At 73.8% G+C, this 14,909-nt stretch carries 8 protein-coding genes; all 8 read left to right on the top strand.

Translation table 11 applies throughout. The features are described from left to right. The first annotated feature begins 17 nt into the window (after positions 1-17). On the top strand, positions 18-8,078 hold the full coding sequence (locus ACWD4U_RS30740; protein WP_363460796.1) for a non-ribosomal peptide synthetase/type I polyketide synthase: 8,061 nt from the start codon (positions 18-20) through the stop codon (positions 8,076-8,078). A gap of 75 nt (positions 8,079-8,153) precedes the next feature. Next, a complete protein-coding gene (locus ACWD4U_RS30735) occupies positions 8,154-9,293 on the top strand; it encodes an LLM class flavin-dependent oxidoreductase (RefSeq protein WP_363460794.1) in 1,140 nt (379 codons plus the stop codon). 84 nt (positions 9,294-9,377) lie between these two features. Next, positions 9,378-9,935, top strand: coding sequence for a flavin reductase family protein (locus ACWD4U_RS30730; protein WP_363462092.1), 558 nt, complete (start codon positions 9,378-9,380; stop codon positions 9,933-9,935). Then, entirely contained in the window at positions 9,935-11,263 is a 1,329-nt protein-coding gene (gene ccrA, locus ACWD4U_RS30725) for a crotonyl-CoA carboxylase/reductase (protein WP_363462094.1), read from the top strand. Before ACWD4U_RS30730 ends, ccrA begins: the two co-directional genes overlap by 1 nt. A 1-nt stretch (position 11,264) precedes the next feature. Beyond that, a complete protein-coding gene (locus tag ACWD4U_RS30720; protein ID WP_363462096.1) occupies positions 11,265-12,263 on the top strand; it encodes a 3-oxoacyl-ACP synthase III family protein in 999 nt (332 codons plus the stop codon). Continuing rightward, complete coding sequence (locus ACWD4U_RS30715; protein WP_363462098.1) at positions 12,260-13,138, top strand: 3-hydroxybutyryl-CoA dehydrogenase; 879 nt, start codon at positions 12,260-12,262, stop codon at positions 13,136-13,138. Before ACWD4U_RS30720 ends, ACWD4U_RS30715 begins: the two co-directional genes overlap by 4 nt. A gap of 45 nt (positions 13,139-13,183) precedes the next feature. Beyond that, positions 13,184-14,287: a pyruvate dehydrogenase (acetyl-transferring) E1 component subunit alpha gene (pdhA, locus tag ACWD4U_RS30710; protein WP_449787355.1), complete on the top strand. Its 1,104-nt coding sequence runs from the start codon at positions 13,184-13,186 to the stop codon at positions 14,285-14,287. Beyond that, positions 14,287-14,909 (top strand): alpha-ketoacid dehydrogenase subunit beta (locus ACWD4U_RS30705; protein ID WP_449787354.1); only part of this gene is annotated, 623 nt, incomplete at its 3' end. The genes pdhA and ACWD4U_RS30705, both read left to right, overlap by 1 nt.

Below are 14,909 nucleotides of genomic sequence, written 5' to 3'. Positions count from 1 at the left end.
ACCCGAGGAGTGCCCCCGTGACCGACACCGTCGGCAAGGACGTGCTCGTCCAGAGCGTCCGGGAGATCCGCCGACTGCGCGGCGAACTGGAGGCGGCCCAGCAGGCCAGGACCGAGCCGATCGCCGTCGTCGGCCTCGGCTGCCGGATGCCCGGCGGCGCCGACCCGGAGGAGTTCTGGCAGTTCCTGCGCCGCGGCGGCGACGGCGTCATCGACTTCCCCGCCGAGCGCGGCTCGATGGACCACCTCTACGACCCGACCGGCACCCGCCCGGACGCCAGCTACACCCGCCGGGCCGCCTTCCTGCGCGACGTCGACCAGTACGACGCCGCCTTCTTCGGGGTGTCCCCGCGCGAGGCCGCCGCCCTCGACCCGCAGCAGCGGCTGCTGCACGAGGTGACCTGGGAGGCGCTGGAGAACGCGGGCATCGCCCCCGACGGGCTGGCCGGCTCGGCCACCGGCGTCTACCTCGGCATCGCCAACCACGACTACATCCACACCCAGCTCCAGCAGGTCGCCCCGGCCGACCTGGAGGCCTACTGGGCGACCAGCAACGCCTCCACCTTCGGCGCCGGCCGACTGTCCTACCTGCTCGGCCTGACCGGGCCCAGCATGTCGGTCGACACCTCCTGCTCGTCCTCGCTGGTGGCCGTGCACCTCGCCGCGCAGAGCCTGCGCTCGGGCGAGTGCCGCACCGCGCTGGCGGGCGGCGTGAACGTGCTGCTGGTGCCCGAGATCTTCGTGGTCCTGAGCAAGACCCGTGCGCTGTCCCCCGACTCCGCCTGCCGGACCTTCGACAAGGGCGCCAACGGCTACGTGCGCGGCGAGGGCTGCGCGGTGCTGGTGCTCAAGCGGCTGTCCGACGCGCAGGCCGACGGCGACCGGATCCTCGGCCTGATCCGCGGCACCGCCGTCAACCAGGACGGCAAGAGCAGCGGCGTCACCGTCCCCAACCCGCGGGCGCAGCAGGACGTGCTGCGCGGCGCCCTGCGCGCGGGCGGCGTCGAGCCGCACCAGGTGGGCTACGTCGAGGCGCACGGCACCGGCACCCCGCTCGGCGACCCGATCGAGATGCGGGCGCTGGCCGAGGTGTTCGGCGAGCGCGGCGAGGCGGGCCCGCTGCGGGTCGGCTCGGTGAAGACCAACATCGGCCACCTGGAGCCGGCGGCCGGCGTGGCCGGACTGGTCAAGGTGCTGATGGCGCTGCGGCACGGGGAGATCCCGCCGCACCGCAACCTGACCGAGCTCAACCCGGAGATCGGCATCGACGACCTCCCCATCGAGATCCCCACCGAGCTGACCGCCTGGCCGCGCAACGGCCACCCGCGGATCGCCGGCGTCAGCTCGTTCGGCGCCAGCGGCACCAACGCCCACGTGCTGGTCGAGGAGGCGCCGGAGCCGGCCGCCCCCGCCGAGCCGGCCGCCGGCGCGCCGCGCCCGGGCACCCACGTGCTGACCCTGTCGGCCCGCACGCCGAAGGCGCTGGCCGAGCTGGCCGCCCGGTACACCGACCGGCTGGCCGCGGAGGACGGCGACCTCGCCGACGTCTGCTTCACCACCAACACCGGCCGCGCCCACCTGCCGCACCGCCTCGCGGTGGCCGGCTCGTCGCACGCGCAGCTGCGGGCCCGCCTCGCCGACGCCACCGCCGGGCACGCCCGCACCGGCGTCCGCCCCACCGCGGCGTTCCTGTTCACCGGCCAGGGCTCGCAGTACGCGGACATGGCCGAGGGCCTGTACGCCTCGCAGCCGCTGTTCCGCGAGCTGATCGACGAGGCCTCCGAGGTCCTCGCCCCGCTGCTGGACAAGCCGCTGCGCGAGATCATCGCCGACGGCGCGCTACTCGCCGACACCCGCCGCACCCAGCCCGCGCTGGTCGCCGTGGAGTACGCGGTGGCGCGGCTGTGGATGTCCTGGGGCGTGCGGCCGGCGGCGCTGGTCGGCCACAGCGTCGGCGAGATCGCCGCGGCCTGCGTGGCCGAGGTGATGTCCTTCGCCGACGGCCTGCGGCTCGCCGCGGTGCGCGGCGCGCTGATGAGCGAGGGCACCGAGCCGGGCTCGATGGGCGCCGTCTTCGCCTCCGCCGAGCGGGTCGCCGAGGTGCTGCGCCCGTTCGCGGACCGGGTGTCGATCTCGGCCGTCAACGGCCCCGACAGCGTGGTGGTCTCCGGCGGCACCGACGCCGTCGCCGAGGTGCTGCGGGCCGCCGAGGACGCGGGCCTGAAGACCAAGGCGCTGGAGGCCGGCTGGGCGTTCCACTCGCCGCTGATGGACCCGGTGCTGGACCGCTTCGAAGCCGAGGCCGCGAAGATCGCCTACCGGGCGCCGCGGATCCCGGTGGTCTCCGGCATGGACGGGCGGCCGGTGGCCGAGTTCACCGCGCGCTACTGGCGCGACCAGCTGCGCCGGCCGGTGCGGTTCGACGCGGCCATGGCCGAGCTGCTCGGCCGCGGCTGCCGGGCCCTGGTGGAGGTCGGCCCGGCGCCGACCCTGCTCGGCCTGGTCCGCCGGCTGCCCGCCGAGGAGCGGGCGGCCGACCTGGTGCTCGCCCCGTCGCTGCGCGCCCGGCAGGACGACGCGGACGTGCTGCTCGGCAGCCTGGCCGAGCTGTACACGGCGGGCTTCGACCTCGACTGGGCGGCGCTGCACGCGGGCTTCGAGCGGCGGCGGGTGGCGCTGCCCACCTACCCGTTCCAGCGCGAGCGGCACTGGTTCGAGCCGACCGCCGTGGGCGCGGCGGCCCGCGCCGCGGCCGCGCCCGGGGCGGGCGCCGCCGACCCCGGCCGGGCCGAGCCGCTGCTGGGCCGCCGGCTGCCGTCCCCGCTGGAGACCGCGCAGTTCACCACCCGGCTCAGCCCGCAGCACCACCCCTGTCTGGGCGACTGCGTGATCGACGGGCTGCCGGTGGTCAACATCGGCGTGTACCTGGAGTCCGCGTTCGAGGCGGCCCGGCAGCTGGAGCTCGGCCCGGCGACCGGGACCCTGGTCGCCGAGGCCAACCTGGTCCTGCAGGGCCTGATCCTCGACCCGGAGACGCCCACCGACGTCCAGCTGCACGTCGACCCGGACGGCGGCTACCAGTACTTCGCGCAGCACCCCGAGCACGGCTGGCTGCTGCACGCCCAGGGCGCGGTCCGCTCCGAGGCCGACCCGGCCCCCGCGGCCGACGGCGTCGCGCACCGCGAGGACGTCCGCGCCGCGCTCGGCTCGGAGCTGAGCGGCCAGGAGTTCTACACCCGGCTGTGGCGGCGCAAGCTGTACCTCGGCCCGGAGGCCAAGTGGATCGACCACGTGTGGCACGGCGGCAGCGAGGCGATCGCGCTGATGCGCGAGCCGGCGCCCGGTGAGGCGGACGGCTACCTGCTGCACCCCGGCTTCACCGACGCGATGTTCCAGCTGCTGTTCATCTGCCTGCCGCCGGACGCGCCCAAGGACGCGACCTACATGCTGGTCGGCATCGACCGGTTCGAGCTGCACGGCTCGCTGGGCGACGGGCCGCTGTACTGCCACGCGGTGCTGTCGCCGGAGTCCAACCCGGAGTCGACGCTGATCGCCGAGGTCCGGGTGGAGGACGCCCGCGGCCGCACGGTGGCCCGTGCCACCGGCGTGTACGCCAAGCGGGCCGGGCGCGCGGCGGTGCTGCGCGAGGGCTCCGCGGACGGCGCCGCGCACCACGCGCACCACCAGCCGGTCCGGCAGCGCCCGGCCGCCCGCCCCGCCGCGCAGGGCGCCACCGACGGGTTCGCGGCGCTGGCCGCGGCGCCCGCGGCCGACCGCCTGGGCGTGCTGCGCGAGCTGCTGCTCGGCACGGTGGCCCGGGTGCTGCGCGCCGACGCGGCCACCCTGGACCCGGCGGAGTCGCTGCAGAGCCTGGGCCTGGACTCGCTGATGGCACTGGAGGCCCGCGACGCGCTGTCCGTGCAGTTCGGCCTCCAGTTGCCGCTGGTCGCCTTCCTGGAGGGCGGCAGCGTCGACCGGCTCGCCGAGCACATCCTGCCGCTGCTCGACCTCGGCCGGGACGCGGACTCCGCGGCACTCGTGCCGGCCGGCGGCGCGCCCCGGCAGCTGGTCCACGACGAGGCGAACCGCTACCAGCCGTTCGGCCTGACGGACCTTCAGCAGGCGTACCTGGTGGGCCGCTCGGGCGCGTACGCGCTCGGCAACATCTCGACCTACTTCTTCCTGGAGGTCGACCTCGACAACGTCGACCCGGAGCGGCTGGCCGACGCCTGGAACCACGTGGTCTCCCGGCACGACATGCTGCGCGCGGTGGTCGACCCGGACGGCACCCAGCGGGTGCTGCCGGACGTGCCGCGCTACCGGATCGACGTCGCCGACCTGCGCGCGCTCGACGAGGCGGACCGGGCCGGGCACCTGGCCGCCGTCCACGACGAGATGAAGAACCAGGTGCTGGACGCCTCGGTCTGGCCGGTCTTCGACATCCGGGCCAGCCGGCTGGACGACACCACCACCCGCCTGCACGTGGGCGCCGACGCGCTCACCATGGACGCCTGGTCCACCTCGGTGGTCTTCGCCGAGTGGGCCGCCGCCTACGAGGGCGCGTACGACCGGCTGCCGGACGTGCCGATCACCTTCCGGGACTACGTGCTGGCGCTGCGCGCGCTGGAGGACACCCCCGAGCACGCGGCGTCGCTGGAGTACTGGCGGGACCGGATCAAGACGCTGCCGGCCGGCCCCGAGCTGCCGCTGGGCACCGACCCGGCGCTGATCGAGCGGCCCGAGTTCACGCACCGCTCGATCACCCTGGACGCCGCGCAGTGGGCGCGGTTCAAGGAGCGCGCCGCCGCGATCGGCGTCACCCCGTCGGCGGCCGTCTGCACCGCGTACGCGCAGGTGCTCGGCGCCTGGAGCAAGTCGGCCTCGTTCACGCTGAACGTGCTGTTCTTCAACCGGCTGCCGCTGCACCCGGACGTCGGCAAGGTGGTCGGCAACTTCACCGCGACCACGCTGCTGGAGGTCCGCGGCACCGCCGCCGAGAGCTTCGACGTGCGGGCCTCGCGGCTGCAGCACCAGCTCTGGACCGACCTGGAGCACAGCCGGGTCAGCGGCGTCGAGGTGCTGCGCGAGCTGAGCCGCACCCGGACCGGCTCCGGCCCGGTGACCATGCCGGTGGTCTTCGCCAGCACGGTGAACTTCGGCGCCGCCGAGAACCCGGGCGCGGCGAGCGGCCTGGCCAAGCCGCTGATCCAGATGGCCGACAACGGCCGCGAGCAGTGGAGCTCGGTGCGCACCCCGCAGGTCTGGCTGGACCACCAGGTCCTCGACGAGGCCGGCGGCGTGGTGCTGAACTGGGACTCCGTCGACGCGGTCTTCCCGCCCGGCATGGTGGACGAGATGTTCCGGGCCTACGCCGGCCTCCTCGCCGACCTCTGCGCGGACGACCAGGTCTGGCACCGGCCGGGCGCGCTGCTCACCCCCGCCGCCGAACTGGACGTCCGGCAGGCGGCCAACGCCACCGCCGGCCCGCTGCCCGCCGGGCTGCTGCACGAGGGCTTCACGGCCCGGGCCGCCGAGCGGCCCGACCGGGTCGCGGTGATCGCCGCCGACCGGACCCTCGGCTACGGCGAACTCGACGAGCTCTCCAACCGGCTCGCCAACCTGCTGCGCGCCGAGGGCCTCGCTCCCGGCGCCCTGGTGGGCGTCGTGATGCACAAGGGCTGGGAGCAGGTCGCGGCCGTCCTCGGCATCCTGAAGGCGGGCGGCGTCTACGTCCCGATCGACGCCGCGGTCCCGGCCGAGCGGCTCGCCGTGCTGCTGGACAGCGCCGGCATCGGCCACGTGCTGACCCAGGACCGGGTGCTCGGCGACACCGCGTGGCCCGAGGGCGTGCGCGTGCTGGCGGTGGACGGCCCGCAGGCCGCGGCGGCCGATCCGGCGGCGCCCGCGCCGGCCGGCACCGCGCCGGACGACCTGGCCTACGTGATCTTCACCTCGGGCTCGACCGGCCTGCCCAAGGGCGTCATGATCGAGCACGGTCCGGCGCTCAACACCGTCCAGGACGTCAACGAGCGGTACGGCGTCACCGAGGCGGACCGGGTGCTGGCGCTGTCCGCGCTCAACTTCGACCTCTCGGTCTACGACGTGTTCGGCCTGCTGAGCGTCGGCGGCGCGGTGGTCATCCCGCCGCCGGAGGCGCACCGCGAGCCGGCCCGCTGGCTGGAGCTGGTCGAGCAGCACCGGGTCACGCTGTGGAACAGCGTCCCGATGCTGATGGAGATGTTCACCGAGCACGCGCTCGCCACCGGCGCCGGCGACCTGCCGGTGCGGGTGGTCATGATGAGCGGCGACTGGGTGCCGGTCACGCTGCCCGACCGGATCCGGCGGATCGCGCCGGACGCCGAGGTGTGGAGCCTCGGCGGCGCCACCGAGGCGTCGATCTGGTCGATCTGGTACCCGATCGGCGAGGTCGACCCGGCGTGGCCGAGCGTCCCGTACGGCAAGCCGATGCGCAACCAGCGCTTCCACGTGCTGAACGAGTCGATGCAGCCCTGCCCGGTCTGGGTGCCCGGCCAGCTGTACATCGCCGGGGCCGGCCTGGCCCGCGGCTACCTCGGCGACGAGGCCCGCACCCGGGCCGCGTTCCTGCGCCACCCCGTCACCGGCGAGCGGCTCTACCGCACCGGCGACCTCGGCCGGTACCTGCCCTCGGGCGACATCGAGTTCCTCGGCCGCGAGGACCACCAGGTCAAGGTGCAGGGCTACCGCATCGAGCTGGGCGAGATCGAGGCCGCGATGCTGCGGATCCCCGGCGTGCGCAGCGCCGCCGCGCACGTCGTCGGCGGCCGCCACGAGGCCAAGTCGCTGGTCGGCTACGCCGTCCTGGACGGCGGCCACCTGGCCACCGAGCAGGACCTGCTGGACGCCCTGCACGGCATGCTGCCGGGCTACCTGGTCCCGCCGCGGGTGCTGCTCCTGGACGCCCTGCCGCTCAGCGCCAACGGCAAGCTGGACCGCTCCGCGCTGCCCGTGCCGGACCGCGCCGGCGGCGACGGCGCCGCGCAGGTCGCGCCGCGCGACGAGCTCGAACGGCGGCTCGCCGACATCTGGGCCGGGTTCTTCGGCGAGCTGCTCGACGAGCGGCCGCTGGGCATCCACGACAACTTCTTCGAACTCGGCGGCAACTCGCTGCTCGCCGTCCGCGTGATGGCCCGGATCGCCGCCGACCTCGGCTCGACCGTGCCGGTCTCCGCGCTGTTCGGCCACCCCACCGTGGAGCGGCTCGCCGCCCTGCTGCGGGAGAGCGGGACCCACACCGGCCGCTCGGCGCTGGTGCCGGTGCGCACCGCGGGCGACGCGACGCCGCTGTTCTTCGTGCACCCGGTCGGCGGCGACGTGCTCTGCTACGCCGACCTGGTCCGGCTGCTGCCGGAGGGTCAGCCGTTCTACGCCCTGCAGGTGCCCGACGGCCCGGAGCTGGAGACCGTCGCCGAACTCGCCGCGCACTACGCCGCGGCGCTCACCGAGGCCGTGCCGAGCGGCCCGTACCGGCTCGGCGGCTGGTCGATGGGCGGCGTCATCGCCCTGGAGATGGCGGCGCTGCTGGAGGAGGCCGGCCACCGGGTCGAACTGGTCGCCGCGGTCGACCTGCTGGAGCCGCCCGGCCCGGCCGAGACCGCCGAGGTCTCCGACGCCGACCTGCTGAGCTGGCTGGCCGGCGACCTCGCGGGCCTGACCGAGCGCGAGTGGAAGCTGCCCGCCGAGGACCTGCACGACGGCACCGGCCGCCCGCTGCCGGAGGTCTTCCACGAACTCGCCTGCGCCGCCGACGTGCTGCCCGCGGACCTCGACGCCGCCACGCTGGGCCAGATCGTCACCCGGTTCATGCGCAACGCCCGCGCCCTGCTGCGGCACCGCCCCCGCCCGTACGGCGGCAGGGTGCGGCTGTTCCGGGCCGCGGACGGCGGCGCGAGCGCCGAGACCACCGAGCGCTGGCTGGCGCTGCTGTCCGGCGACGCCGAGGCCGTCGACGTGCCCGGCGGGCACTACTCGGTGATGCGCGCACCGCAGCTCGAGGTCCTGGCCGAGCGGCTGGGCGCGGAGCTCGGCCCGCTCTCCTGACGCACCGCCACCCCTGACCGAACCACCACACAACCCCGGCCCGCACCACGGGCCGGACTACGGACGGAGTCGACTGTGAGCCTCAAGTTCGGTGCGTTCATGGCACCTTTCCACGAGCTCGGCGAGGACCCGACGGCCGCGCTGCGCTTCGACCTCGATCTGATCGAGCACCTGGACGAGCTCGGTTTCGACGAGGCCTGGATCGGCGAGCACCACTCGGGCGGCTGGTCGCTGATCGCCTCTCCCGAGCTGTTCCTGGCGGCGGCCTCGCAGCGCACCCGGCGGATCAAGCTGGGCACCGGCGTGGTCAGCCTGCCGTACCACAACCCGCTGTCGGTGGCCGAGCGCATGGTGCTGCTCGACCACCTCAGCCAGGGCCGCGCGATGTTCGGCATGGGCGCCGGCATCTCCCCGGCCGACGCGCACATGATGGGCATCGCGCCGAGCGACCAGCGCCGGATGATGGCCGAGTCGGCGGAGGCCGTGGTGGCCCTGCTGCGCGGCAACGAGCGGGTCAGCATGAAGACCGACTGGTTCGAGCTGCGCGACGCGCGGGTCCAGCTGCGGCCGTACACCCAGCCGTGCTTCGACATGGTGGTCGCCAGCGCGGGCTCCGAGCGCGGCATGCGGCTGGCCGGCCAGTACGGCCTGGGCACGCTGTCCTTCGCCGGCCGCCCGGGCATGCCCGACGCGCCGCTCGACCAGATGTGGGCCGCGGCGGAGGACGAGGCGGCCCGCAACGGCCAGACCGTCGACCGCGCGAACTGGCGGATCGCGATCTGCGTGCACGTCGCGGACACCCGCGAGGAGGCGCTCGACCAGGTCCGCCCGGGCATGCGCAAGTGGTTCCGCGAGTACGTCGTCAACACCTTCGGCGCCCCGGCGAACCTCACCGAGGGCCGCGAGGTCGACGAGGCCGTCGAGTGCGGGGCCGTCATCGTCGGCTCGGTCGAGGACGCCATCGAGGGCATCCAGCGGCTGATCGACCAGAGCGGCGGCTTCGGCACCCTGCTGGTCAACACCCACGACTGGGCCACCCGCGGCCAGGTCAAGCGGAGCTTCGAGCTGATCCGCCGTCACGTCGTCCCGCACTTCACCGGCTCGGTGGACGGCCTGCGCGAGTCCCAGAAGTGGGTCTCCGAGCGCCGCGGCGACCTGTCGGCCCAGGCCCGTGAGGCGGCCCTCGCGGCGAAGTCCGCGCCGGACGCCAAGTAGCACCCATCCGCGGGGCGTGCCCGGCACGCCCCGACCCGGGTCGGCGCCCGCGCCGACCCGGACACCCACGACGCAGGAGGGGACATGACGCTGGACCAGCGGACCCGGCCGCCGACGCAGGAGCTGCTGGGCGGCCAGGAGTTCCGGGACACCATGTCGCAACTCGCCGCGCACGTCACGGTGGTGACGCTCCAGGACGCCGCCGGCCGCCCGTACGGGTTCACCGCCAGCTCGGTCGTCTCGGCCTCGCTCGACCCGCCGCTGCTGCTGCTCGGCGTCAGCCGGGGGTCCAGCTGCTTCGAGGCGATCAGCGGGGCGTCCGAGTTCACGGTGAACCTGCTGGGCGAGGGCGACAGCGAGATCGCCCGCCGGTTCGCCACGTCCGGCATCGACCGCTTCGCCCACGGCGACTGCGCCCCGTGGCCGGGGCACGGGGTGCCCTACCTCCCGGCGGCCAGTCTCTCGGCGCGCTGCACGACGCGGGAGGTCATCCAGGTCGGCGACCACGACCTGCTGGTCGCCGGGCTGCTGGAGGTCCGCACGGGCGCTCCCGCCCGGCCGCTGATCTGGTTCCGGCGCGACTTCCACACCGCGATGCCCGCCGACGCCGTCCCCAACCCCGCAGGAAGGAACCACACCTGATGAGCACGCTGGTCGAAGCGGTCCGCGCCGGGGCCGGATCGGAGTCCCTGCTCGCCGCCGAGGTGCCGAGCCGCTACCGGGCGTCCTACATCCGGGCCGAGGACGTCGACATGTTCGGCGCGGCGTCCGACCGGGACGTGCGCAAGTCGATCCGGGTCGGCGACGTGCCGATGCCCGAACTGGCGCCGGACGAGGTGCTGGTGGCGGTGATGGCCAGCTCGGTGAACTACAACACGGTGTGGTCCGGCACCTTCTCACCGGTGCCGACCTTCGAGTTCCTGAAGCGCTACGGCGCCCAGGGCCACTGGGAGAAGCGGCACGACCTGCCGTACCACGTGCTCGGTTCGGACGCCTCCGGCGTGATCGTCCGGGTCGGCTCCGGCGTGCGGCGCTGGACGCCCGGCGACCACGTCGTGGTCAGCCCGGTGCAGGTCGACGAGCAGGAGGCCGCCTCGCAGGCCGACGGCATGCTCGGCGAGCAGCAGCGCGCCTGGGGCTACGAGACCAACTTCGGCGGCCTGGCCGACTTCTGCGTGGTCCGCGCGACCCAGCTGATCCCCAAGCCGCCGCACCTGACCTGGGAGGAGGCGGCCACCACGGCCGGCTGCGCGAGCACCGCCTACCGGATGCTGATCAGCGACCGCGGCGCCCGGATGAAGCAGGGCGACGTCGTCCTGGTCTGGGGCGCGGCCGGCGGCCTCGGCATGTACGCCGTGCAGCTGATCCGCAACGGCGGCGGGATCGCGGTCGGCGTGGTCAGCTCGGAGCGCAAGCGCGAGGCGCTGGAGCGCCTGGGCTGCGACCTGGTGGTCAACCGCACCGACATCGGCATCGGCAACGACTTCGACGACCCGGCGCAGGTCATCGAGGCGGGCAAGCGGCTCGGCCGGATCATCCGCCGCGAGATCGGCGAGGACCCGCACATCGTCTTCGAGCACTCCGGCAAGGCCACCTTCGGCATCTCGATGTACGTGGTCCGCCGCGGCGGCGTCGTGGTCACCTGCGGCTCCAGCACCGGCTACGACCACCGGTACGACAACCGGTACCTGTGGATGAAGCTGAAGCGCCTGATCGGCAGTCACGGCGCCAACCTGCAGGAGCAGTGGGAGTGCCACCGGCTGCTCACGCTGGGCAAGTTGATGCCCGCGCTGTCCTGCACCTACGGGCTGGACGAGCTCGGCGAGGCCGCCCGGCTGCTCCAGGTGAACGACCACATCGGCAAGATCGGCGTGCTCTGCCTCGCGGAGCGGCCCGGACTCGGCATCACCGACCCCGGGCTGCGCGAGCGGGTCGGCGAGGACAAGATCAACTTCCTGCAGGGGGTCTGACATGACGAACCCGGGCATCGGCATCCTCGGCACCGGGTCGTACCTGCCCGGCCGGGAGGTCGACAACACCGAACTCTCCGCCCGCTTCGGCGTGGACGACGACTGGATCGAGCGCAAGACCCTGATCCGCGCCCGCCGGTTCGCCGAGGACCACGAGGCGGTCTCCGACCTCGCCGTGCCCGCGGCCCGGGCCGCGCTGGAGCGGGCCGGCATCCCGGCCGAGCGGATCACGTACCTGATCGTCTCCACCGGCACCGGCGACTTCCCCGCCCCGCCGACCTCCTACCTGGTCCAGCACGCGCTGGGGGCGTCCGAGGCGGCCTGCTTCGACCTCAACGCCACCTGCGCGGGCTTCGTCTACGGCCTCGCGGTCGCCCGCAGCCTGGTCGCCACCACCCCCGGCGCCTACGCCCTGGTGGTCGCCTCGGAGGTCTACTCCCGGTTCACCGACCCGGAGGACCGGGCCACCGCGGTCCTGCTGGCCGACGGCGCCGGCGCCGCGGTGGTCGGCCCCACCGACGGACCCGGCATCCTCGACATCGAACTGCGCAGCTACGGCGACGCGCACGACCTGATCGTCATCCCGGCCGGCGGCAGCCGGAACCCCGCCACCGCGGAGACCATCGGCCGCCGCGACCACGCGGTGCGCATGCAGGGCCGCTCGGTCACCGAGTTCGTCCTCGACAACGTGCCCGGGGTGCTCGACAAGTTCGTCTCCCGCAACGGGATGGAGCTGGCCGACGTCGACCACTTCGTGCCGCACCAGGCCAACGGCGTCATGGTGGGCCGGCTCGCCGAGGTCTCCGGGCTGACCCGCGCCACCACCCACCTCACCGCGCCGGTCTACGGCAACTCGGGCAGCGCCTCGGTGCCGGTGACCCTGGACCACGCCGCCCGCACCGGCGCGCTGAAGGACGGCGACCTCGTCCTGCTCACCGCGTTCGGCTCCGGCATGACCCTCGGCGCCTGCCTGCTCACCTGGTCCGGGGACGCGCGGTGACCGGGGCGGCGAACGGCGGACTGCGCCGGGTCGGCGTGATCGGGTGCGGCCTGATGGGCGCCGGACTGGCCGAACTGGCCGCCCGCTCCGGCTTCGAGGTGCTGGTCGCGGTCTCCTCGGACCGCTCGCTGCGGGCCGGCCGGGAGCGGGTCCTCGGCTCCCTGGACCGGGCGGTGGCCAAGGGCCGGCTCGACGCCGACGAACGGGACGCGGCCCTCGGCCGGCTGTCGTTCACCGACACGCTCGGCGAGCTCGCCGACCGCGAGCTGATCATCGAGTCGGTGACCGAGTCCTTCGCCGTCAAGTCCAAGGTCTTCGCCGCGCTGGACGCGGTGCTGCCCGAGGACCACGACGTCGTGCTGGCCACCAACACCTCCTCGCTGGCGGTCGCCGACGTGGCGGCCGCGGTCCGGCGCGAGGACCTGGTCGTCGGCACGCACTTCTTCAACCCGGTCACCACGATGCCGCTGGTCGAGCTGATCTCCTCGCCCCGCACCGCGCCGCACGCCGCGGCCCGGGCCGAGCGGTTCCTCGCCGAGGGACTGGGCAAGCGGGTGGTCCACGCGCCCGACCGGCCCGGCTTCGTGGTGAACGCACTGCTGGTGCCGTTCATGATGTCGGCGATCACCATGCTGGAGTCCGGCCACGCCACGGCGGAGGACATCGACGCCGGCATGACCCAGGGCTGCGGCCACCCGATGGGCCCGCTCGCCCTCTCGGACTTCACCGGCCTGGACACCCTCGCCGCCGTCGCCCAGGGGCTGTACGAGCAGTCGGACGACACCCGCTACCGGCCGCCGCGGCTGCTGCTCGACCTGGTGACCGCCGGCCACCTCGGGCGCAAGTCGGGCCGCGGGTTCTACGAGTACGCCTAAAGCACCTCCCGGGCACGTCAGCGGAATCAGAAGGAGTGACGATCCGTGCGAGCAGCAGCACGACCAGAAGGACCAGCCGCGCCGGAGTTCGTGCAGCTGCTCACGGCGGAGGGTGAGCGGCTGGAGAACCCGGAGTTCCCGCTGACCGTCACGCCGGAGGAGCTGCGTTCGCTCTACCGCGACCTGGTGCTGGTGCGGCGTTTCGACGCCGAGGCCACCTCGCTCCAGCGGCAGGGTGAACTGGGCCTGTGGGCTTCGTTGTTGGGTCAGGAGGCGGCGCAGGTCGGTTCCGGCCGGGCGCTGCGGCCGGGTGACTACGCCTTCCCCACCTACCGTGAGCACGGCGTGGCGTGGTGTCGCGACGTGGACCCGCTGAACCTGCTCGGCATGTTCCGCGGCGTCAACAACGGTGGCTGGGACCCGAACGAGAAGAACTTCCACCTCTACACGCTGGTCATCGGCGCGCAGACGCTGCACGCCACGGGCTATGCCATGGGCCTGGTGAAGGACGGCGCCGAGGACGCGGTGATCGCCTACTTCGGCGACGGCGCGTCCAGCCAGGGCGACGTGAACGAGGCGTTCACCTTCGCCTCGGTGTACAACGCGCCGGTCGTGTTCTTCTGCCAGAACAACCAGTGGGCGATCTCCGAGCCCACCACGGTGCAGACCCGGATCCCGCTGTACCGCCGGGCGTCCGGCTTCGGCTTCCCGGGTGTCCGGGTCGACGGCAACGACGTGCTGGCCTGCCTGGCGGTCACCCGCTGGGCGCTGGACCACGCCCGCACCGGCCAGGGCCCGGTCCTGGTCGAGGCGTTCACCTACCGGATGGGTGCGCACACCACCTCCGACGACCCGACCCGCTACCGGGAGTCCGAGGAGACCGAGGCCTGGAAGGCCAAGGACCCGATCCTCCGCCTGCGGACCCACCTGCAGAACGAGGGCTGGGCGGACGACGCCTTCGTGGCCGAGATCGACGCCGAGGCCGAGCGCTTCGGCCTCCGACTGCGCACCCAACTGCGGGCGATGCCGGATCCGGACCCGACGTTGATCTTCGACCACGTGTACAGCGAGCCGCACCCCCTGGTGGACGAGGAACGCGCCGAGTACGAGGCGTACGCCGCCTCCTTCGAGGGTGGGGAGCACCACTGATGGCCGGGCAGTTGAGCATTGCGAAGGCGTTGAACGACGCGCTGCGCAAGTCGTTGGAGAGCGACCCGAAGACCGTCCTGATGGGCGAGGACATCGGCAAGCTGGGCGGCGTCTTCCGGATCACCGACGGTCTGCAGAAGGACTTCGGCGACGACCGGGTCATCGACACGCCGCTCGCTGAGTCCGGGATCGTGGGGACCGCGATCGGTCTGGCGCTGCGCGGCTACCGGCCGGTGGTGGAGATCCAGTTCGACGGGTTCGTGTATCCGGCGTTCGACCAGATCGTCTCCCAGCTGGCGAAGATGCACGCCCGGGCGCTGGGCCACGTGAAGATGCCGATCACGGTGCGGATCCCGTTCGGTGGCGGTATCGGGGCGGTGGAGCACCACAGCGAGTCGCACGAGGCGTACTTCGCGCACACGGCGGGTCTGCGGGTGGTGAGCCCGTCGAACGCGCACGACGCGCACTGGATGCTGCGCCAGGCCATCGAGTCGGACGATCCGGTGGTGTTCCTGGAGCCGAAGCGCCGGTACTGGGACAAGGGCGAGGTCGGTGAGGACGCGATGCTGCCGCTGCACGCGGCGCGGGTCGTGCGTCCGGGTGCGGATGCGACGCTGATCGC

It is taken from the genome of Kitasatospora sp. NPDC002522 (assembly GCF_053595195.1).
Note: the sequence above shows the minus strand (reverse complement) of the source record. Positions and strands in the feature narration are given on the sequence as shown.